We start from the raw sequence: 20,848 nt of genomic DNA, 5'->3' as shown, positions 1-20,848 counted from the left end.
CGACCGAATTAGTGTAGATTAAGAAGGCAAAGCAGGTGGATTCGGCGTTTCCCCCTATGAGTACAACCCTTTCTTCCTCTACCCCCTGGGAATGGGCAGCCCAGGAGGTACAAAGGCGATATCAGTCCCAGGTAGCTGCCCTGAGCGAGCACTTTGAGCCCCTTTCTGCAAGCGACCTGCTGGCCTGGGCGGTGTCTGAGTTCGGGGATGGGCTAGTGCTGGCCTGCAGCTTTGGCCCGGAAGACCTGGTGTTGATTGATCTGCTCACGGCCATTCGCCCGCAGGTGCGTGCCTTTTTCTTGGATACCGATTTTCACTTCCCGGAAACCCTACAACTGCAACAACAAGTGCTGGCCCGCTATCCCCATTTGCAACTGGAGGTTTTTAAGCCTCTGCTGACGCCGGAAGAGCAGGCGGCGCAATACGGGCCAGAGCTGTACCGCACCAACCCTGACCTCTGCTGCAACCTCCGCAAGGTGGAACCCCTGAATCGCGCCCTAGCCAACTGCACCACCTGGATTACGGGGATGCGTCGGGAACAAGCCCCCACCCGCGCCAACATTGGCAAGGTGCAGTGGGATGGCAAACGCAACCGTCTCAAGCTCAACCCCCTTGCCGACTGGACAAGCGGTCAGGTGTGGAAATACATCCTCGACCACGGGATCCCCTACAACCCCCTCCACGACCGCAACTATCCCAGCATCGGCTGCCTACCCTGCACAGCCCCAGTGGAGCCGGGGGAGGATCCCCGCTCGGGTCGCTGGAAGGGCATGGCCAAGACCGAGTGCGGCCTGCACACCTAGCCCGGGGAATCCTTCCCCTGTTCTGGAAGGAGCTTAGGTGGAGGTTACCCCTGGAGCCCAAGCTACTTTGGAAGCGGCCATTGCTCAAGCTTTCGTCTATGGCAACAAACCGAGGGCCACTGGCAGCACCAACTGCAGCGCTGTCTAGAGCACTCCCAGCAATAGCGGTTACTCCCTAGCAGCCTGCCTGGCCAGCCCTCGGACTGGTTTGCTGCCGTACTGAGCCCTACTTTGCCTAGCCACCCGAGGTGTTGCATGACCAGCTTTCCTTGGGGATAAAACCAAGGACTAGGGGAAGCTGGGCTTAGCGAGGCTCTTGATAGCGGTGGTAGATCTCCAGGATTTCACTGCGCCCGCGGTTAAAAGCTGCCACCACTTGCGGATCGAAGTGGCTGCCGCTGTGGTTTTCCACAAAGCGAAAGATCTCGTCCAGATCCCAGGCTTCTTTGTAGGGGCGGCGGCTGGCCAGGGCGTCGAACACGTCGGCCAAAGCCACGATCCGTCCTTCCAGCGGGATCTCTTCTCCCTTGAGGCCTCGCGGGTAGCCACTGCCATCAAACTTCTCGTGGTGGGTGAGGGCGATGAGGGCGCTTTTTTGCATTAGCTCTGAGTCGGATTTGCTGAGGATCTCATAGCCAATCTCAGGGTGGCGGTTCATGATCTGTCGCTCTTCGGGGGTGAGGGGACCTGGCTTGTGCAAGATGGCATCCGGGATCCCGATTTTGCCCACATCGTGCAGAGGGCTGGCGTAGAAAATCAGCTCCTGTTCATGGCCGGAGAGGCCCAACTCTTGGGCAATGATGCGGGAGTAGTGGCTCATGCGCTTTAGGTGGAAAGCCGTGTCCTGATCCCGATACTCAGCGGCCTGAGCTAGACAAAAAATCGTTTCCAGGTGAGCCGATTTTAGCTCTTCCCGCAAGCGCACATTTTGATAAGCAACAGCTGCCTGGGAAGCTAGGGCTTCGGCCACCTGGACTTCCAGCTCAGAAAACGGCTGACTCCATTCGGCCACTTGGTTGGGCGCTAGCTCAGCAGGACGATCCGGCCTGAGGCGGTTTAAGAGTTGCAAGGCTCCGAGGATGTTTCCTGAGGGATCCCGCAGCGGCACCGTGAGCAGGGAGCGGGTGCGGTAGCCAGTCTGCCGATCCACCTGGGGATTAAAAGCGTAGGGCAGATTGGGGGGCAGTTGGTAAACGTCCGGCAGATTCAAGCTCTCCCCGGTAAGCACTACATAGCCCACGATGCTGGAAGGGCTGAGGGGGAGGCGCAGATCCCGCAGCTCCTCGTTGCGCTTGACCACGAAAAAGCGCAGCTCATCTCCTTCGCGGAGGAACAGGCTGGCCCCATCGCAGCAGGTTAGCTCGCGCGCCTGGGCAACAATCAGCTCCAGCAGCCGCTTTAAATCCGTTTCTGAGGAAAGGGCAATCCCCACCTGGATCAGCCGCTGACTCAGGCGCAAGGCAGCAGCAGGCTCGAATTTAGCTTCGCCAAGGGAGAGCTCGAAGGGGGCAGGCCTAAGGGACATGGCTTATCCTCTACTGGGCTACGGGCGTTCCCACCGCCGCCCCGAGGGGGGAGGCTGGGGCTCGCCTATCCAGAGTAACTCTGCTACCCTACTTTACCTGTGGAGGCAAAAGACGATGCAGTGACCCAGATCAAGAGCCAGCCGCCAGAGGAGGTTACCATCCAGCTCATTGTCGGCTTGGGCAACCCTGGCCCGCAGTATGCCAACACCCGGCACAACTGCGGCTTTATGGTGGTGGATCGGCTAGCGGAGCGCTGGGGGATCCCGTTGGTTTTGGAAAAGCGCTTCCAGGGCTCCTACGGAGAAGGGCTTGCCCTGGGGGGCAAGCGGCGCCTGCTCAAACCGGAGACCTACATGAATCGCTCGGGCGAGGCGGTGCGGGCGGTCCTGGATTGGTACAAGCTGGCTCCCAGCTCGGTGCTGGTGGTGTACGACGATACAGATCTGCCCCTAGGCCGCCTGCGGCTACGGGGATCTGGTTCTGCTGGCGGACATAACGGCATGAAGTCCGTTATTCAGCATTTGGGCAGCGAAGCCTTCCCCCGGCTACGCCTGGGCGTGGGCAAGCCCAAGGGCAACCAAGACATGGTGGGGCATGTTTTGGGCAGATTTGAACCCGCCGAGCAGGCAGTGCTGGAGCGGGTTCTAAAGGCGGCGGTGGAAGCAGTGGAGTGTTGCTTGCAGGAAGGGCTGGGGGCGGCGATGAACCGCTTTAACCCCTTGGATCTCTCCGAACCTCTTGCTGCCCAAGAGCGGTTAAAGCCAGACTCCCTACCGAAAAGGACGGGCTAGTCCTTTCCCTATCAACTCCGGGAAAGCTAGTGGCGCCGCCCTGTTCCCGGCCCGAAGCAGCTCTGGGAGCAGTGGAGGCTCCCTACCGCTGGGGCAAAAGTTCCCCTCGCACTGCTGCCAAAGCCTGCAGCAGTTCCGGCAGCTTCGGCGATCCCGTGCCTGCCTCCTGCCTCAGTCTCAAAGCACGCTCCAAATCGGCAGCGGCAGCCGCCAGGTCCTCTCCCTGATAGGCGCGCGCTAGGCCACGGTAGTAGTAGCCCCTAGCTTCTTGAGGCTGCACCTCAATCGCTCGGCTGAAATCCTCAACGGCCAAGTTGAAGTCGCAAATGCTAGCCCACATCATGCCGCGGTGAACGTAGGCATCGAAGAGATCGGCAGAGTTTTGGTTTTGCTTGGCCAGCTCAATGGCCAGGTGCAATACGTCGAACGCCGATTCCTGATGTCCCTGTTGGGCCCAGATGCGGGAGCGCAACAGGTGGAGTTGGGGGTTGCGATAGGCAATGCGATCTAGGGGGGACAGAGTTGCTAAAGCCTGTTCCTGCTCTCCAAAGTACTCATGTTGAATCCTGGCCTTGAGCAAGTAGGCCTCTGGGAGGTAGGGATCCAAAGCAATGGCAATATCCAGATCCTGCAGCGCCCTAGCCATGAGGGGGTTGAGGGCAGCCGCCTGCACTGCCCCAGGGAAAGCAAGGGGCTCCCAGAACCACCGCTCCGGCTCAGGGAAAGCAAGGGCTTCCCAGAGGTACTGCGCCCGCCGCAGATAGAGCTGCGCGTTCCCTGGCTCCTGTTGGATGGCCTGGCCCAGCTGCACCAGATAGGCAGGATCTAGGTGAAAACCCTCGCCAGCCTGCCGAGAAGCCAGCAGCAGTTGTTCGGCTTGTTGCTGATGGGCTTGGGAGCGCTGCTCAAGCTGTTGAAGCTTGGCCTGCAGTTGAGCCTGTCGCAGGAGCAAAGGCTCAAAGACAGCGCCCTGTCCCTTGCGCAGCGAGGCCAACCCGCCACATTCGCCGCTCAAACACAGCCAAGACAGTAGGCCTACCAAGGCCGACCCGGAGAACAAAAGACTGGATCTCAGCATGGATCCCCCCACGCAACAGCTTGGAAAGAGAAGTTGCTTTTAAACTAGTTCGCCAGTGGGGCAGTGTCCAGTGCTCGTGCTCCAAAGCCGGAAGGCCGCCCCCCAGGAAGGTGCGCCAACTCCACACCGAGGCTGGTGGTATGCGTCAGCATCAGGGCGGGGGTAGGTCACACAACTAGGTTAACCAACTTCTTCGGCACCACAATGACCTTCTTTGGCGCTGCCCCTTGCAGATACCTTTGGGCCGCCTCCGACTGCAAAGCCAGCCGCTCCTGCTCCTCCGGCGTGACATCAGCAGGGGCTTCAAAGGAGCCCCGCAGCTTGCCGTTGACCTGCACCACAATGGTTACCGTGTCGGCCACCAGCGCCCTCGGGTCATAGCTGGGCCATGACTGGCGATGCACCGAGTCTGTACCGCCCACTGCCTGCCACAGCTCCTCAGCGATGTGAGGAGCAAAGGGAGCCAAGAGCAGGATGAGGGTGCGGATCCCTTCCGCGTAGACCGGTGAGTCAGGGATCCCAGCTTCAGCTAGGGCATTGCTCAGCTTCATCAGCTCGGCAATGGCGGTGTTGAACTGGTACTCTTCCAGGTCCTCACTGACTTCTTTGATGGCCGTGTGGATGGCGCGGCGCAGATCCCTTTCCGCTTTGGTTAGGGATCCCACCTCAATCTTGGCCTGCAGCAGCTCAGCGGCTTTGCCTTGCAAGGACTCCGTCCCGCTAGCGCGAACGACAAACTCGTACACCTGCCGCCAGATGCGGTTGAGAAAACGAAATTGCCCTTCCACATCGGCGTCGTCCCACTCTAAGTCTTTTTCCGGCGGCGCCTTGAAGAGGATAAACATGCGGGCCGTGTCGGCTCCGTAGTGGGCCAGGACCTCTTCCGGATCTACGCCGTTGCCCTTAGACTTGGACATTGCAGCATAGATAACTTGCAGGGGCTCGCCGGTTTCGGGATCGCGGGGATCGTTGGGATCCTTGACCAGAGCCGTTGGGATCCAGCGATCCTTGCCGGACTTGTTGGGGTTGTAGTAGGTACGCCCCTGCACCATTCCCTGCGTCAGGAGGCGGGAGAAGGGCTCGTCAAAATTCACCAACCCCAGATCCCGCAGCACTTTGGTGAAGAAGCGGGAGTAAAGTAGGTGCAAAATGGCGTGCTCGATGCCGCCCACGTATTGATCCACCGGCAGCCAGGCGTTGACCAGATCCTTGCGGAAGATCTCGCGGTCGTTGCGGGGATCACTAAAGCGCAGGAAATACCACGAGGAGCAGATGAAGGTGTCCATCGTGTCGGTCTCGCGGCGGGCCTCGGCGCCGCAGGTGGGGCATTTTACCTTCACCCAGTCCTCCCGCTGGGCCAAGGGAGACCCCCCTCGCCCCGTCAGCTCCACATCCTCCGGCAACAGCACCGGCAGATCCTCCTCTGGGACCGGCACAGGGCCACAGTGGGGGCAGTGGATCACGGGGATGGGGCAACCCCAGTAGCGCTGCCGCGAGATGAGCCAGTCGCGTAGGCGGTAGTTGACCTGTCGTTCTCCCAGCCCCTGCTCCTCCAGCCAGGCGATGGCCCTTTCCACACTCTGCCCTGGGCCTTTGCCCACCGGGATCCCGTTCAAGGGGCCGGAGTTCATCAACACCCCCTCCCCTGTCCAGGCCGCCTGCAGATCTTCAGCACTCTCCACCTCAGCGTGGGGCGGCTGCACCACCAGCTTGATGGGCAGGCCAAACTTGCGGGCAAACTCGAAGTCCCGCTGGTCGTGGGCAGGCACAGCCATGATGGCCCCCGTACCGTAGCCCATCAACACGTAGTCGGCAATCCAGATGGGGATCCGCTCTTGGTTGACGGGGTTGATGGCGTAGGATCCTGTCCAGACGCCCGTTTTTTCCCGATCTTCGGCACTGCGCTCCATCTCGCTGCGGGCAGCAGCCTCGGCCTGGTAGGCCTTGACGGCAGCCTGTTGCTCAGGGGTAGTGAGCTTCTCCACCAAGGGATGCTCCGGCGCCAGCACCATGAAGGTGGCTCCCCAAAGGGTGTCAGGCCGCGTGGTAAAGACCGGCAGCTCCTCCCCTGTTTCGGTTTTGAAGACGACCCTCGCCCCCACCGACCGGCCAATCCAGTTCTCCTGCATGGTGCGCACCCGCTCCGGCCAGCCGGAGAGCTTCTCCAGGTCGGCCAGCAGTTGGTCGGCGTAGGCCGTGATCTTGAGAAACCACTGCTTGAGCAGGCGTTTCTCCACCAGGGCCCCGGATCTCCAGGAGCGCCCCTCGGCGTCCACTTGCTCGTTGGCCAAGACGGTCTGATCCACCGGATCCCAGTTCACAGGCGCTTCCTTCTGGTAGGCCAGGCCCGCTTTGAAAAACTGCAGAAACAGCCACTGGGTCCACTTGTAGTAGTCGGGGGCGCAGGTGGTGATCTCCCGCTCCCAGTCGTAGGAAAGCCCCAGCCGCTGCAGTTGATCCCGCATCTGGGCAATGTTCTGGTAGGTCCACTTGGCTGGCGGGATCCCGTGGTCAATGGCCGCATTCTCCGCCGGCAAGCCAAAGGCATCCCACCCCATGGGGTGCAGCACTGCGTACCCCTGCATGCGCTTGTGGCGGGCAATGACATCCGTGATGGTGTAGTTGCGCACATGCCCCATGTGCAGGCTGCCGCTGGGGTAGGGAAACATCGACAGGGCGTAGAACTTGCGGCTTTCCGCCGTCAGCTCCGGCGTGCGATCCAACCCAATGGACCGCCAGTGGGCCTGCCATTTCCTTTCAATGGCCTGGGGATTGTAGCGCGCCTCCACGGTTTAGGACTCCTGGAAAACAGTTCTTGCCTTTGGGGAGTCTAGACATCAGCATTTTGGCATGCTTTGGCCGCTTCAGGGATCCTGGGGGTTTCTAGGAGAACAGGCGGGATCCCCTCAGTAGGTTTCCTCATTCCAGCGGCTGGCTTTCTTCAGCTCCCTCTGAAACTTGTTCCAGTCCTGGCCGGCTTGTTCAGCCACGGCCGCCATGACACTGTTGATGCCATCCTCCATCCCCTTGAGGCCACAGATGTAGACGTAGGTGTTGGGTTGTTGCAGCATCTCCCACAGCTCGGCACCGTACTCGGCCATGCGGTTTTGCACGTACATCTTTTTGCCGTCGGAGGTTTGCTGTTCGCGGCTGATGGCGTAATCGACGCGGAAGCGATCCCCATGCTCGGCTTTCCAGGCTTCCAGGTCGCCCCGGTAAAGCAGGCTGGAAGTGGTGGGTACCCCAAAAAATAGCCAGATCCTGCCCTGGTAGTTGGGATCCTCCTCCAGCAAATGCTTGATGAAGGCCCGAAAAGGAGCAATGCCAGTGCCGGTGGCAACCAGAATCAGATTGGCGTTCGGATCTTCCGGCAGCAGGAAAGTCTTCCCGGCCGGCCCCGTGATCATCACCTCATCCCCAGCCCTGAGATCAGTGAGGAAGCCGGAGCAGACTCCCACCCCCGGCTGGCCTGTCTCCTTATCCACATATTCGGCCCGCTTCACGCTCAAAGAAACGGTGCGCCCCTCGCCATCGTCACCATAGCGGGTGGAGGCAATGGAGTAGAGGCGGGGCTTGTGGGGCTTGCCTTGGGCATCGACGCCAGGGGGAATAATGCCAACGCTTTGGCCCTCTAGGTAGCGGAAGTTAGGATCTGGCAAGTCAAGCACGATGTGCTTGGTTAGGCCAGGTGCCCCTTCCTCGACAAGGGAGTAGGTTTCCAAACATTGGCCGATAAGAGGGGCGTTGGGGCGGTAGAGATTGACAACCACTTCTCGCTTTTGGGCGCTGGCAACCATGACTGGGATCTGCTCCTAGGAGTCGTAGCTATAGCAAACACCTTAGCAGGCCGCCTCTTGGGAAGGGAACAACTGGCAGGGATCTTCCTCGGCCATCCAGAAAAACGCCCCCGCCGCGCAGGGAAGGGTCTGGTGTCTTTCTCTAGCCCCAGGATTGCTTGCAATGGAGCGTCTTGTGGTAACATGCAAAGCCATAAAGATAACGTTTTCAGAAGCCTCCTTGCAGTTTTGCCCCGCCTATCCCCAAGGAGTTCCCATGGCAAGCAATCCCGAACGTATTGTGATGATTGGTGTTGCTGGAGATTCTGGCTGTGGCAAGTCAACCTTCTTGCGGCGGTTGGAGGACTTGTTTGGCCGGGATCTCATTACCACCATTTGTCTGGATGACTATCACTCCTTGGACCGCTACCAGCGCAAGGAAAAGGGCATCACGGCGCTGGATCCCCGTGCCAACAACTTCGAGTTAATGTACGAGCAGGCCAAGGCGCTCAAAAATGGCCAGAGCGTAATGAAGCCCATCTACAACCACGAGACGGGGCTCATTGACCCACCCGAGCGAGTAGACCCCACCCCCATCATTGTCTTGGAGGGCCTTCACCCCATGTACGACGAGCGGGTGCGGGAGCTGCTGGACTTTAAGATTTATCTGGATCTGGCACCGGAAATTAAGATTGCCTGGAAGGTGAAGCGGGACATGGCGGAGCGGGGCCACACCTATGAGGACGTGTTGCGCTCCATCGAAGCCCGCCGGCCTGATTTTGAGGCCTACGTCGATGTGCAGAAGCGCTATGCCGACGTGGTGATCGAGGTGCTGCCCACTAAGCTGCTGCCGGAGCTGGATCCCGAGCACAAGGTGCTGCGGGTGCGCATGATCCAGCGGGAGGGGGTGAAGTACTTTGACCACGTCTATTTGTTTGACGAAGGCTCCACCATTGACTGGATCCCGTGCGGCAAGAAGCTAACTTGCTCCTACCCTGGCATTCGTCTGCACTATGGCCCCTCTACCTACTTTGACCAGCCGGTCTCGGTGTTGGAAGTGGATGGCAGTTTCGACAAGCTGGAGGAGGTTATCTACATCGAGAACCACCTGAGTAATCTATCGACCCGCTACTACGGCGAGCTGACAGAGCTTTTGCGCAAGCACCCAGAGTATCCGGGATCCCGCAACGGCTCTGGCCTTATCCAGGTCATCGTAGGCCTAAAGCTGCGTGCCCTCTACGAGAAGATCCAGATGGAAGCCAAGAAGCTGGCAGTAGCTTCCTAGGCTTTGCCTCTGCTGGAGGGGGATCCCTCTGCCTGGCTGGGGCAGTTGGGCAAGCGGCGATAGAGGGCGAGCAATGCAAGGATTCCAGTTGGAGGTCTGGCCGGAGGGAACAGCCTTTTTCCGGCGAGCGGTCGAGGTTTGGCAAGAGCAGGCCGCGGCAGCCATTCGCCAGCGGGGCCGCTTTACAGTGGCGCTGGCAGGGGGAAATACGCCGCGAAAGTTGTATGCCGCTTTAACCCAGACGCCGGGGCTCCCCTGGCAGCAAACCTGGCTGTTCTGGGGGGATGAGCGCTACGTTCCTCCGGATCACCCTGAGAGCAATTACGGCATGGTACGGCGGATCCTGCTGGAGACGGTTGGAGTTCCCGCCTCTCAGGTCTTTCCCATGCCCACCCAGGCAGGGGATCCCTTGCGGGATGCGGCGGAATACGAGGCGACCCTACGGCAGATTTTCGGCAACGAATGTCCCACCTTCGATCTCATCTGGCTTGGAGTGGGAGAAGACGGCCATACGGCTTCCCTGTTCCCCGGCACAGCCGCCCTGCAGGTGCAACATCGCTGGGTAACCGTGGGGCAGAAGGGAGAGGAGCCACGCCTAACTCTCACCTATCCTGTTCTCAACCAGGCCAGGCAGGTGGTGGTTTTGGTAACTGGAGCCGGCAAGGCTGCAATTGTCAAGGAGGCGCTGACAACGGAGGCCCACCTGCCCTGCCAGCGCCTCAATCCCCAAGGGCGGCTGCTGTGGCTGCTGGATACGGCGGCGGCAGCTGAACTGCCCTTGCCCGCCGTGACGTTGCTTGGCTAGGCTGCCCAGGTCAAGGTTGCCGGCTAAGGATGGCCATTTGACCCAGATCACCGCTGCCTCCCCCTTGTTTCGCATTTCATTGGGGCAGTTGGGTTAGAGCGCTGCCCCATGTCCATCCGCCTCATTGTCGAATCGGTTCTCCAGAGCACCTACCTCAGCCGCCAGCAAGAATCCCAAATCTGCCACCTCCTCCAGGAGGGGCTCTACGACGAATTGGATCTGGAAGCAATTGACCGACTAATCCTCGCTTTGCTGGAAGGGCAAGTCCAGCTTGAGTGAGAGGAAAGCTGCGCCACCCCCCCAACTCCTCAAGCCAAAGCTTAACCCAGTCTTCTGGAGCAGTTTAGTGGCTGGAGCAGGAGACAGCTACAGGGATCCCCGCAAGGGAGCTTTCCAAAGGGTTCCCTCCCCAGATCGGACAACGCCTAGGCCAGCCGTCAACCCCCTGCCCTCCTGCTAGCGCATAGAGGGCGAGCTTCCCGCTTCAACGGGAGCTTGTAGCACCGATGGCCCACCGCAGGGTTGCAACCGAGGCCATCCTATCTTCGCAGGGGTGTCTGCCTCCCGACCGTGACTCTGCAAGGACAGGGCGGAACTCCACCCCCGTACCCCAGCAGCTAAAGTCGGGGGATCCTTGAGAGCCCTGTCAGCCTCCCTACTTGCTGTGATATCTTACTGGCTCTAACCAAGCCCTTTCTTGAAAACCATGAACGAGCTCAACACCCTGATCCAGGATCTGCAAGCTGCCTTTGGCGACGGTGGCACGCCAGTGCTCTCGATATATGCCGACATCAACCCTGCCCGTCCCGAAAATACCGGCCGTGCCTGGGTGGGACGCATTAAAAACGCCATCAAGGAGCTGTCGGAGCTTCAGGAGAGCAAGCAGGATCCCTCCCTCTACGAACAAGTTCTTGCCCTGGTGGAACAGGAGCGCCCCTCTGCCCGTACCTTGGCTCTGTTTGCCAGCCGCAGCCCAGAGGGCAAGCTGGTGGTGCGCCGCATCGACCTGCAGGTGGAGCTGCCGGTAGTGGATCTGGCCCATGGGCGGGTGGAAGCCCGCTGGGGTGAGCCGTACTTGACCCCTTTGATTTTCGCCTTCGATGAATATGAGCGGGCCGGGGTGTTGCATCTGTCCGGAGCCAGGTGGCACTTCTACGAACTCTTTTTGGGAGAACTGCGGGAGGACACGGAAATCTTTGCCAACATCGGCGCCGACGAGTGGCGAGAACTCCAGGAGCTAGCCGACCGCATCGAAAATGCCGTTGCCGAGCGTCGGGCCCGCAGCGGCGGCACCTTCGACAAGCTCTCGCCTAAGGAGCGGGAGGCGGCCAAGGTCAGCCTCTGGATGCACAAGCTCTACCAGCGCCTGGCCCAAGCCCTCGACAAAGCTGTGGACCGGCTGGGCATTGAGCGGCTGGTGCTCATGGGCGAAGTCTGGCAGGTATCCCATTTCGAGGGCTACCTCAACCGCGGCCTGCGCAACCGCATCGTCGCCCGGGTAGGACACCCCGCCAACCTCCACGCCCCCACACCCCAAGACATCCTCGACCGAGTGGTGCCCGTCCTGGAGGCCGCCGAGCGGCGAGGGGAACTGGCTTTGTTGGAGCGGATTCGAGAGCAGCCCGGCGCTTGGGGCCTAGATGCAGTGCTAGACGCCCTCCAGCTAGGTCGGGTGGCAATTTTGGTCTTGCCCTGGAGGCTAGAGGCCACCATCTGGCGCTGTCCAGACGGCTCGGTGGGAGGAACCCCAGAGATGGCCCAGCTCCTCTGCCCCGAGCCGCAACCAGTGCCCCTGCGGGATCTCGTGTGGGTGCTAGCCCGCGATTTTGGCGCTAAACTGGAGTTTGTCCGTGGCGAGGCCGAAGATCGCCTCCTCCAGGAGTTCCAGGGAGCGGCAGCGCTGCTGCGCTGGTAGGTCTAGCTACTTGAAGAGGGAAGGCCCAACCCTCTAGCTAGATCCCCCAGCAACAGTGTAGGCTGCTAGCATAACCTAGCTCATCCAGTTTACCGAGGGATCCCCTTGACCCAGTCCATTGATCTCCCCACCAGCGTCGATACGTTTTTGCAAGAGCTGGCCGCCATTCAGCAAGTGGGGCCTAAGCGGATAGCCATCTTGGGCACTCGCCATGTGCCCATCACCCACCAGTACCTCATCGAGACCCTCAGCTACGCTCTGGCCCTTACCGGCAACCGCATCCTCACGTCCGGCGCTATTGGTACCAACCTAGCGGTGATTCGGGGAGCAATGCGGGCAGATGTCAAGTCCTTGACGGTGATCCTGCCCCAAAGCTTAGAGCGACAGCCGGCGGAGTCGCGGGCCAGTCTGGAGCAAGTGCTGCATCTGGTGGAACACCCTGAAAACGACCACCTGCCTTTAGCGGAGGCCAGTCGCCTCTGCAATTTGGAAATCATTAGCAAGTGCCAGCAATTGATCTGTTTTGCCTTTCACGACAGCGTCACGCTTTTGGAGGCCTGCAGACACGCCGAGGAGCAACACAAGGTGGTGACGCTCTTCTACTTTGACTGATTCCTTATTTGGGCAAGGGGGGACTGGGCAGGCAGGATGGGATCCCTAGCGTGGAACTCGCCAATCTTCCCCGCCGGGATAGGAGCAGCCAAAGGGGGGGTCTATTTTCGCTCTGATGCCCATGGGATCCATTTGCACTTGCCTGCCACCCTAGCTTGGGAAGAAGTTTGGGACGATCTGGTTTGGCAGTTGCGCAGCCGCCGACCCTACTGGAGGGGGATAGCTCCTCTAACCCTGTGGTGCCAGGAGCGCGAGCTGGATCTACCCACCCTACAGGCTCTGGCTGTCTTGTTAGCGCAGTATCGGCTGCAGCTGTGGCGCGTCCAAACCGGATCCCGGGCAACCGCCATCGCTGCAGCGACCTTAGGCTACTCTGTAGAGCAATTTTCCCCTCTAGAGGCGGCTCCCCCTCTTCCCCCCGACACTGCCCCTCTGTACCTGCGTTCAACCGTGCGCTCGGGCATGTCCGTACGCCACCGCGGTTCTGTCTTCCTGTTAGGAGATCTCAACCCCGGCGGCGAGATCATTGCTGGCGGCGACATTTGGGTTTGGGGACGGCTGCGGGGGCTGGTGCATGCCGGCGCTGAGGGGGATAGGAGCGCGGTGATCCTTGCTTTGCAGTTGGAGCCTACCCAATTGCGCATTGCCGACCAGGTGGCCCGCCCGCCGGAAGGAGGATCCCCCCCCAACACGCCGGAGGTGGTTTACTTGCAGGAGGGTGTCATCTGCATTGTCAGCCTTCAGGAGTTTCTGCGGAGAAGAGCATGGGCCGAGTTATCGTCATAACCTCTGGGAAGGGAGGAGTGGGCAAGACCACCCTAACGGCCAACCTGGGCACTGCCTTGGCGCACTTGGATCGCTCGGTGGTGGTGGTGGATGCCGACTTTGGCTTGCGCAACTTGGATCTGCTGCTGGGTCTAGAGAATCGAGTGGTGTACACAGCGCTGGAGGTCATAGCGGGGGAATGTCGACTGGAACAGGCGCTGGTGAAGGATAAGCGCACCCCCAACTTGGTCTTGCTGCCGGCGGCCCAAACCCGCAACAAAACAGCAATCAACCCAGAGCAAATGCGGCAGTTGATGGAGAAGCTGGCCAGTAGCCATGACTATGTGTTGATTGACTGCCCAGCTGGGATTGAGCAAGGGTTTCGCAATGCCATTGCGGGGGCAACGGAAGCTCTGCTGGTAACTACGCCCGAAGTAGCAGCGGTGCGGGATGCAGACCGGGTGGTGGGCTTATTGGAAGCGGCAGGGATCTCCTCAATCCAGCTAATTGTTAACCGCCTGCGCCCCGACATGGTAACCGCAGGCCAGATGATGGCAGTGGAGGATGTGGTGGAGGTGCTGGCCATCCCGTTGGTGGGTATGATTCCAGAAGACCGCGAGGTAATTGTCTCCACCAACAAGGGGGAACCCATGGTTTTGGCTGCTAATCCTTCTCTGGCTGCCCAGGCCATCCAGCGCATTGCCCGACGGCTGGAAGGGGAGAGGGTGGAGTTCCCCAAGTTGGCCAGCTTGAGTGAGTCTTTCTGGGAAAAGGCCAAGCGATTTTTAACCCAAAAGGTGTTCTGAAGCTAACTTTGCCTGGAGTTTTTGCTTTCCCAGCCATGTTCCCTCAATAAAGCCCATGCTCCTCGATTTTTTGGATCAGCTTTTTTCCCGACCCCCCGGCAGCAGCCGCGAGCAGGCCAAGCAGCGCCTGAAACTCATCTTGGCCCACGACCGCACCAATCTCAGTCCGGCAGCCCTAGAATCGATGCGGCTAGAAATTTTGGGGGTAGTCTCCCGCTATGTGGAGCTAGACCCAGAGGGGATGCAATTCCACTTGACCGTGGAGGGGAGCACAACAGCTCTTATTGCTAACTTACCCATTCGCCGAGTTAAGCCGCTGGCAGCAGTCGATCCCGACCCTGCTGGGCAGGGGCAGCAGGATCCTATTGCCCCAGAGGGCAGTCAGGGGAGTTCACTTCGGCCTGAGCTACCCTAGACTCAAAGAGCATCTACCTGTAGCTAAGGCTGGCCTACTTCTTAGAATGCCTTCTCTTGTCTGTCCCAGTCCAGATTCCCTGCAGATGGCAACCTTGAGTAGCAACTTTGCTGAACACGAGAGCTGCTGGGGCAGAGTTCTCACTGAGGGAGGTTGAGCCTCGGCATGGAAAACTCCTTTGAGCTGACGATCCTGTTTACGCTGGCCTTGGTGGCCGGGATCGCAGCTCAAGTCCTGGCCAACTTTGTCCAGGTGCCCAGCATTGTTTTCCTGCTGCTGTTTGGGGTGTTGCTGGGGCCAGACGGCTTGGGCTGGGTTCGCCCTCAGATCATGGGATCCGGTCTAGAGGCGCTGGTGTCGCTGGCAGTGGCCCTGATCCTATTTGAGGGGGGGCTGAACCTGCGGCTGCAACGCCTCAACCAGGTCTCCACTAGTCTGCGCAATTTGGTGCTACTGGGATCCCTGCTGACCTTGGGAGGAGGGGCACTGGCAGCCCACTATTTGGGAGAGTTCCCCTGGCCCCTGGCCTTTTTGTTTGGATCCCTGGTGGTGGTGACGGGGCCAACTGTCATTAACCCCATCCTCAAGCGGGTACGGGTCGATCCCGCCGTCAGCACCCTCTTGGAAGGGGAGGGGGTGCTCATCGATCCAGTCGGAGCCATCTTGGCGGTGGTGGTGCTGCAGGTGGTGCTTTCTGGCCACCCCAGCTTCCTCATGGCCTTGGAGCAGCTGTCTAGCCGCTTGGCCATTGGGTCGGCAGTGGGAGCGCTGGGGGGCTGGCTGATGGGATCCTTTCTGCTCTGGTCGCGGCAGTTTTTGAGGGAGGAGTTGCGCAACTCGGTGGTGCTGGCAGGGGCGCTGGGGGTGTTTGCCCTGGCCCAGTCGCTGCGCTCAGAAGCGGGGCTGATGGCGGTGGTGATGGCGGGGCTGGTGGTGCGGCAGAAGGCGGCCATTGCCGAGCGGAGCGTGCGCCAATTCCATGGCCAGTTGGTGGTGATAGCCATCTCGGTGCTGTTTATCTTGCTGACCTCTACCCTTTCTCTCAAAGCAGTGTTGGCTTTGGGCTGGGGAGCGCTGGCCACGGTGCTCTGCCTGATGCTGGTGGTTCGCCCCTTGAGTGTGTGGCTGTGTACCTGGGGCAGTGACCTCAACTGGCGGCAAAAGTTGTTTGTGGCCTGGCTGGCTCCCCGCGGTATTGTGGCGGCCTCGGTGGCTTCTTTGTTTGCCATTTTGTTGACGGAGCGAGGCATTACTGGGGGAGATGCCCTCAAAGCGCTGGTGTTTTTGACCATCTCGGTTACGGTGACGGTGCAGGGGTTGACCGCCGCTTGGGTGGCTCGCTGGTTGGGTCTGGACCAGGGCAGTTCCACGGTGATCATTGGGGATCACCCCCTGGTTGAGCCGTTGGCAGAGTTGCTGCGCTCCCTCAATCAGGCGGTGGAGGTGCTGCCGCTGCCGTCGGGATCCCGTCTGCGCGAGCCTGCTGGCCTAGCCCAGCTCAACGGCCACAAGGTCGCCTATGCCCTGGGGGATCCCTCTGGGAGTAATGGAGCCGGTGGAGCTGAAGAGAAAGTTGGCCGGCTGCTGCCGGGATCCCTGCAGGAAGTGGTGCTCAGCGAGTCGGCCCTGTTGAAGGCCGATATTGACCATGCGGAGACGCTGCTGATCCTGACGCTGGATCCCCAGATGAACTGGGCCATTGCCGAGCTGATGGTGAAGCTCTCGGTTTCTGCTGCCATCTGGACGGTGCTGCTGCCGGAGATGCCCATTTCCGAAGGGATCCGCACCCTGCCGATCCCCTTTTCCCAACTGCAGCGCTGGGCCGGCTACCTGGAGGCCAAGCGAGTGGAGCTGCGCTCGATTACCCTGCCCACCTTGGCAGACCTGGGCCTCAAGTCCTCTCGGTCGGCAGGGACCTCCGCTCAGGACTCGACTGCAGCAGCCCGTCCAGCACCCCTCAACCCCTTTTCGGCCCAGCTGGGGCTGGAGGATCCCACGCTGGAGCGGCTGCGGGATCAGTTTGCCTATCGGATCAAAGCCGATCTTTGCCTGCCTTTGGTGCTGGTGCGCCCGCAGCGAGGAGGGGGCTGGTGGCAAAAGGGAGCTCGCTCCTCCCGACTGGAGCGGTTATTTTACCTGCCCAAGCCGGACATTTGGCGGCGCGGAGATCGCATTTACTACCTGGAGCGCCTTGCCAGCCCTGGAGAAGCCACTGCCCCCTCTGCCAGAGAGTTAGCTTCCTCAGAATGGGATCTGCCCCCAGCCGAGTTACTGCCCCAGTATGTTGAGGGCATCAAGCTCCACTTTGACCTCTAGGAAGGTCGGGGCAGCCAGCGGCCACTGGGGATAAGGGGGCACCCCTGCACCTGCTCGGGCCGGCCCAGATACACCCAGGCCGAAGTGCCACTGTCCAGTTGCACCCACTGCCGTCTGTACAGCCGCGGGTGATCTTCCAGCTCGTCCAGGCGGGGCAACAGGCTCAGGGGAATGCGGTAGCGCTCGCCGTAGAGCCGGTTGCGGCCAGGAACGGCCATGGGGTAGGGGCCGAGATCGTAGAGATCGATGTGGTTGAGGCTGTCTGTCCCCAAAAACTCCGCTCCTTGCAGCAGACGGTGGTACTGGCCACCCCGCAGCAGGGATCCGTAGACAAAAACCACGGTCGTTGGTTCCATTGTCCTCTGGGACAGGGGGAATTAGGGGGATTGGACCAATTTTTGGCCAAGGCGGGGCTCTGAGCCGGCCAGCAGGCGCTCGATGTTGCGCCGATGGGCAGCAATGACATAAACCCCCCCTGCCAGGGCAAACAACCCATAGGGCAGAGGCTGACCCAGAGCCCACATCAGCAGCGGCGCCGCCACCGCCGCCAGCAGCGAGCTGAAGGAGACGATGCGGGTAAGGGCGATCCCCAGCAGCCAGATGCCAAAGGTAGCCAGGGCCACCGGCCAAGCCATGGCCAGCAAGATTCCCAGGCTGGTGGCCACCGACTTGCCTCCCCTAAAGCCCAGCCAGCAGGAGCGGCTGTGGCCAACCACTGCCCCAAAGGCCGCCACGACCACCCACCACGGGGATCCCAAAGCCGATCCCAGCGCCACTGCTGCTGCCCCCTTGGCAGTATCCACCAGCAACACCAACAGCGCCGGTCCCTTGCCCAGCGTCCGCAACACGTTGGTTGCCCCTGTCGAGCCGGATCCCTGCTGACGAATGTCGATCCCGCCCCACCAACGTCCCACCCAGTAGCCGGTGGGGATGGATCCCAGCAGATAGCCTCCAAGGGCGGCGAGGAAAGCCAAAAGCCAGGTAGGCATGGGCAGGTCTTGAACGCTCTTTCTCACTTTGCCACAGGGCTTGGGTTCAACTGCTGTCGAATCCAGCCAGGTTGACCTCCCAAGCAAGGCGCGGCTGTACAAAGTGCAAAAGCTGGTAACGAATCTGCTCCAATTGCCGGATGGCCTGGCGGGATCCCTGCGCCCAGAAATGCTGCTGCAGATAGTCAATCAGCCACAGTTGCGCCGGCAAATCAAGAGCGGCCACCGCCCTGGCCAGTTCCAGGGCCTGCCGCAGCGAGGGGGGCCAGCGTCTAAGCTCTTGCAATAGCGACGGCGGGATCCTTTGCAGGTGCTGGTGGGCCTCCAGCGCCCGCCCGAGGCTGCCTTGGGCCAGGGCAATCAGCTCAGAGCGAGGGATCCCGGGCAACTCTGGGCAGTTCAAACTAACCAACACCCGCTCCATCTCTGCTGGGCCGAGGCGACGAAAGGGCACCATCTGGCAGCGGGACAACAGCGTCGGCAGCAGGGAGGCCGCCTGGGAAGCAATGAGAACAAGGTGGGCTGAGCCGGGCTCCTCCAGGGTTTTTAGCAGAGCATTGGCCGCACTCTCTGCCAGGGTTTCCGCCCCCTCCAGCACCACCAGGGAGCGGCGGGCGCAAATCGGTCTGCGGGCACAGAAGCGGGCCACCCCCTGCACCTGTTCCAGGCGAATTTGCGGCGGGGAGCGCCGCTGCAGAGTTTGCGCCTCGGGGGCCTCCGCTGCTATTAGGCGGCCCTGGTGGAGATAGGTGGGGCTAACCCAGTGGAGGTCGGGATGGGTGCCCGCTACCAGCCAACGGCAGTTGGAGCACTGGCCGCAGGGGATCCCCGAGCTGGCCTCGCAGAAGAGGGCCTGGGCAAACCAGCGGGCCATCAGCCCTCGCCCCACCCCCTCTGGCCCCAAGAAACAGTAGCTGGAGGTCACCCGCCCCTTTTCCAGAGCGGCCACCAGCAGCCGCGCCGCCAGCTCCTGCCCAACAATGTGCCGGGGGGGCAGAACCTTTACCCCCTCAACCTGGGGCATTGGCAGAATTGCTTCCTCCCTGGCAAAGGTCGGCAAGAGAGCTCTGGAGCCGCTGCTTCCTCAACACGCAAAGCTTCATCTCTGCTCCTGCTGTTAGGCCGTGGGATCCAGCCGCATTAGCACTTGGCCAAACTCCACCGGCTGGCCGTTGCTCACCAAAATCTCCTTGACCACGCCTGCCGTTTCTGCTTCTATTTCGTTCATTACCTTCATCGCCTCGATAATGCACAAGGTTTGGCCTTTGTTCACTCGTTGCCCCACTTGGACAAAATCCGCTTCTCCAGGAGCAGGAGCGCTGTAGAAGGTACCCACCATGGGTGCTACCACCTCCACCCAGTGGCTGGGGGGAGATTTTGGGGCAGTCCCTGCAGTAGGAGGCTCTAGCGGAGCAGAAGGAGTGGAGGGAGCGATTGCGGCAACCTGAGCAGCAGGGATCCCCTTGCGCAGAGTCAGGCGGAAATCTTTGCACTCGAGAGTTAGTTCGGTAACATCGCTCTCTTGCAGAGCGGCCAGCAGAAGGCGAATTTCCTGCCAATTAATGACATCCAAGGGAAGTCACCTGTCCACAATAGCAACCTAGCAGCGGGCAAGAGTCCTCACTCGCGGCCCAGATAAGTGTCCGTGCGAGTATCGACTCGAACCCGCTCTCCCACTTTAATAAACAGGGGCACCTGGATCTCGGCACCGGTTTCTAGCTTGGCAGGTTTGGTTCCTCCTGTAGCCGTATCTCCCCTAACCCCCGGGTCAGTTTCCACCACTTCCAAAACCACACTATTGGGCAGTTCGACATCGATCACCTGCCCCTTCCAGCGCAAAACAGACACTTCCATATTTTCCTTCAGGTATTTCACAGCAGAGCCCACCTGAGCGGTACTGATCACAGCTTGCTCATAGGTCTCCATGTCCATGAACACGAGGTTGTCTCCTTCCGCATAGAGGTACTGCATGTTCACCTTTTCAATGGTGGCAGCAGGCAGCATTTCGCCAGCGCGGAAGGTTTTCTCGACAACGTTGCCGGTCTGCATGTTTTTGAGCTTGGTGCGCACAAAAGCCGCCCCTTTGCCAGGCTTGACGTGCAGAAACTCAATGACTTTGTAGGGAGCGCCATCAACTTCCACAGAGACGCCGGGGCGCAAATCATTGCTTGAGATCATGTCAGCACAGGATCCGTTGCCTAGACTTCCTAATCTTACCGCGCCTAGGGGGTACTCCGATTCAGTCCTCTAAGATCAATGGGCGCTTGCCGTCCATACCTAGGCAACACTGCCTGCCACGAGGGGCGCAGGCCCGCTAGGAAGTCGGCACGGGCCAGCTCTGCCAATGCCAGCACAGGCGCTGGATCCACCCAATCGGCGGCATCCACCGCCAGCGCTTGCGGCCACTGACGGAGAAGGGCCTGCCAAGCCGTTTCCCCCCAGAGCTGATCCGAGACTTCGGCCCCTAGCTGTTCCGGACCCACCCGGTACACCCCGCCATACCGCTCCCCCCGCTTGGCGTCCATGTGGACCGCCACCGTCAAGGGCTGAGGGGGGGATCCCTGCTCCTGCCACACCCGGCGGGCAACAACCGCTAAGGACGAGTAGCCAAACACTGGAATGCCTAGCTGCTGCCCCACTAGCCGCGCCACGCTTACCCCCAAACGACTGCCGGTAAAACTCCCCGGCCCCACGGCAACGGCGATCCCAGCCACTTGTGACCAGTCCTGGCCAGCTAAAAAGTCTCTCAAGTGAGGGTGCAGCCGCGCCGCCATCTGGTGATCAAGCCACCAGCTTTGGCTGCGGCCTTCCTCCTGCTCTCCTTCTAGCGGCAACAGGGCGAGGCCCAAAACAGGCGTGGTGGTGTGAATCCCTAGAATCCAGCGGGTAAGCGACATGGCCTTTCTTAGGGGAGTTGACAGAACTTAATGGATGGTTTAAGGTTGGGTTGTCAATCTTCGCACTTC

Annotated in this window: 21 protein-coding genes; 11 read left to right on the top strand and 10 right to left on the bottom strand. The window is 60.5% G+C overall.

Annotation, left to right across the window (positions count from 1 at the left end; all coding sequences use genetic code 11):
* Positions 1 to 56: 56 nt before the first annotated feature.
* A complete protein-coding gene (locus tag NW827_RS06180; RefSeq protein WP_414362933.1) occupies positions 57 to 803 on the top strand; it encodes a phosphoadenylyl-sulfate reductase in 747 nt (248 codons plus the stop codon).
* A gap of 304 nt (positions 804 to 1,107) precedes the next feature.
* Here the strand turns inward: NW827_RS06180 and NW827_RS06175 are convergent, their stop codons facing one another.
* Positions 1,108 to 2,328, bottom strand: coding sequence for an HD domain-containing phosphohydrolase (locus NW827_RS06175; protein WP_414404279.1), 1,221 nt, complete (start codon positions 2,326 to 2,328; stop codon positions 1,108 to 1,110).
* 120 nt (positions 2,329 to 2,448) lie between these two features.
* Here NW827_RS06175 and pth point away from each other — a divergent pair, with 120 nt between their 5' ends.
* Positions 2,449 to 3,120, top strand: a complete 672-nt coding sequence (gene pth, locus NW827_RS06170; protein WP_414404280.1) for an aminoacyl-tRNA hydrolase — start codon at positions 2,449 to 2,451, stop codon at positions 3,118 to 3,120.
* A gap of 82 nt (positions 3,121 to 3,202) precedes the next feature.
* Here the strand turns inward: pth and NW827_RS06165 are convergent, their stop codons facing one another.
* The 3 genes from NW827_RS06165 to NW827_RS06155 form a co-directional block, all read right to left on the bottom strand.
* Positions 3,203 to 4,198, bottom strand: coding sequence for a hypothetical protein (locus NW827_RS06165; RefSeq protein ID WP_414404281.1), 996 nt, complete (start codon positions 4,196 to 4,198; stop codon positions 3,203 to 3,205).
* 167 nt (positions 4,199 to 4,365) lie between these two features.
* On the bottom strand, positions 4,366 to 6,987 hold the full coding sequence (gene leuS, locus NW827_RS06160) for a leucine--tRNA ligase (protein ID WP_414362939.1): 2,622 nt from the start codon (positions 6,985 to 6,987) through the stop codon (positions 4,366 to 4,368).
* A gap of 117 nt (positions 6,988 to 7,104) precedes the next feature.
* Positions 7,105 to 7,995, bottom strand: coding sequence for a ferredoxin--NADP(+) reductase (locus tag NW827_RS06155; protein ID WP_414404283.1), 891 nt, complete (start codon positions 7,993 to 7,995; stop codon positions 7,105 to 7,107).
* Between the two features lie 256 nt (positions 7,996 to 8,251).
* On the opposite strand from NW827_RS06155, the gene NW827_RS06150 reads away from it, so the two are divergent.
* From NW827_RS06150 to NW827_RS06110, 9 genes are all read left to right on the top strand, one after another.
* Entirely contained in the window at positions 8,252 to 9,259 is a 1,008-nt protein-coding gene (locus tag NW827_RS06150) for a phosphoribulokinase (RefSeq protein ID WP_414362943.1), read from the top strand.
* Between the two features lie 73 nt (positions 9,260 to 9,332).
* Entirely contained in the window at positions 9,333 to 10,064 is a 732-nt protein-coding gene (gene pgl / locus NW827_RS06145; RefSeq protein ID WP_414404284.1) for a 6-phosphogluconolactonase, read from the top strand.
* 108 nt (positions 10,065 to 10,172) lie between these two features.
* On the top strand, positions 10,173 to 10,343 hold the full coding sequence (locus NW827_RS06140) for a hypothetical protein (protein WP_414404285.1): 171 nt from the start codon (positions 10,173 to 10,175) through the stop codon (positions 10,341 to 10,343).
* A gap of 427 nt (positions 10,344 to 10,770) precedes the next feature.
* Positions 10,771 to 11,979, top strand: coding sequence for a VLRF1 family aeRF1-type release factor (locus NW827_RS06135; protein WP_414362948.1), 1,209 nt, complete (start codon positions 10,771 to 10,773; stop codon positions 11,977 to 11,979).
* Between the two features lie 105 nt (positions 11,980 to 12,084).
* The gene (locus NW827_RS06130) at positions 12,085 to 12,591 is read left to right on the top strand and encodes a DNA recombination-mediator protein A (RefSeq protein ID WP_414362949.1); all 507 of its coding nucleotides are present in this window, start codon (positions 12,085 to 12,087) and stop codon (positions 12,589 to 12,591) included.
* 36 nt (positions 12,592 to 12,627) lie between these two features.
* Complete coding sequence (gene minC / locus NW827_RS06125; RefSeq protein ID WP_414362951.1) at positions 12,628 to 13,377, top strand: septum site-determining protein MinC; 750 nt, start codon at positions 12,628 to 12,630, stop codon at positions 13,375 to 13,377.
* Positions 13,356 to 14,162: a septum site-determining protein MinD gene (minD, locus tag NW827_RS06120; RefSeq protein ID WP_414362953.1), complete on the top strand. Its 807-nt coding sequence runs from the start codon at positions 13,356 to 13,358 to the stop codon at positions 14,160 to 14,162. The genes minC and minD overlap by 22 nt, the downstream gene beginning before the upstream one ends.
* Before the next feature lie 55 nt (positions 14,163 to 14,217).
* Positions 14,218 to 14,577: a cell division topological specificity factor MinE gene (gene minE / locus NW827_RS06115; protein WP_414362955.1), complete on the top strand. Its 360-nt coding sequence runs from the start codon at positions 14,218 to 14,220 to the stop codon at positions 14,575 to 14,577.
* A gap of 165 nt (positions 14,578 to 14,742) precedes the next feature.
* On the top strand, positions 14,743 to 16,893 hold the full coding sequence (locus tag NW827_RS06110) for a cation:proton antiporter (protein ID WP_414503457.1): 2,151 nt from the start codon (positions 14,743 to 14,745) through the stop codon (positions 16,891 to 16,893).
* Here the strand turns inward: NW827_RS06110 and NW827_RS06105 are convergent.
* The 6 genes from NW827_RS06105 to tsaB all read right to left on the bottom strand — a co-directional run bounded on the left by NW827_RS06105 (position 16,890) and on the right by tsaB (position 20,779).
* A complete protein-coding gene (locus tag NW827_RS06105) occupies positions 16,890 to 17,234 on the bottom strand; it encodes a gamma-glutamylcyclotransferase (RefSeq protein WP_414503456.1) in 345 nt (114 codons plus the stop codon). The two genes, NW827_RS06110 and NW827_RS06105, sit on opposite strands and share 4 nt — an antisense overlap.
* Positions 17,235 to 17,270: 36 nt before the next feature.
* Entirely contained in the window at positions 17,271 to 17,882 is a 612-nt protein-coding gene (gene plsY / locus NW827_RS06100) for a glycerol-3-phosphate 1-O-acyltransferase PlsY (RefSeq protein ID WP_414503458.1), read from the bottom strand.
* Positions 17,883 to 17,928: 46 nt separating this feature from the next.
* Positions 17,929 to 18,906: a DNA polymerase III subunit delta' gene (locus NW827_RS06095; RefSeq protein ID WP_414404290.1), complete on the bottom strand. Its 978-nt coding sequence runs from the start codon at positions 18,904 to 18,906 to the stop codon at positions 17,929 to 17,931.
* Between the two features lie 93 nt (positions 18,907 to 18,999).
* Positions 19,000 to 19,455 (bottom strand): acetyl-CoA carboxylase biotin carboxyl carrier protein, encoded by a 456-nt coding sequence (accB, locus tag NW827_RS06090; protein ID WP_414362965.1) that lies wholly within the window; start codon positions 19,453 to 19,455, stop codon positions 19,000 to 19,002.
* A gap of 47 nt (positions 19,456 to 19,502) precedes the next feature.
* Complete coding sequence (gene efp / locus NW827_RS06085) at positions 19,503 to 20,060, bottom strand: elongation factor P (RefSeq protein WP_414362966.1); 558 nt, start codon at positions 20,058 to 20,060, stop codon at positions 19,503 to 19,505.
* Between the two features lie 44 nt (positions 20,061 to 20,104).
* Positions 20,105 to 20,779 (bottom strand): tRNA (adenosine(37)-N6)-threonylcarbamoyltransferase complex dimerization subunit type 1 TsaB, encoded by a 675-nt coding sequence (tsaB, locus tag NW827_RS06080; protein WP_414362968.1) that lies wholly within the window; start codon positions 20,777 to 20,779, stop codon positions 20,105 to 20,107.
* Positions 20,780 to 20,848: the final 69 nt, after the last annotated feature.

Source organism: Synechococcus sp. H70.1 (assembly GCF_047502705.1).
Taxonomy (GTDB): Bacteria; Cyanobacteriota; Cyanobacteriia; order Thermostichales; family Thermostichaceae; genus Thermostichus.
The sequence above is the reverse complement of the archived record's forward strand: the minus strand, read 5'-3'. Positions and strand labels throughout refer to the sequence as shown.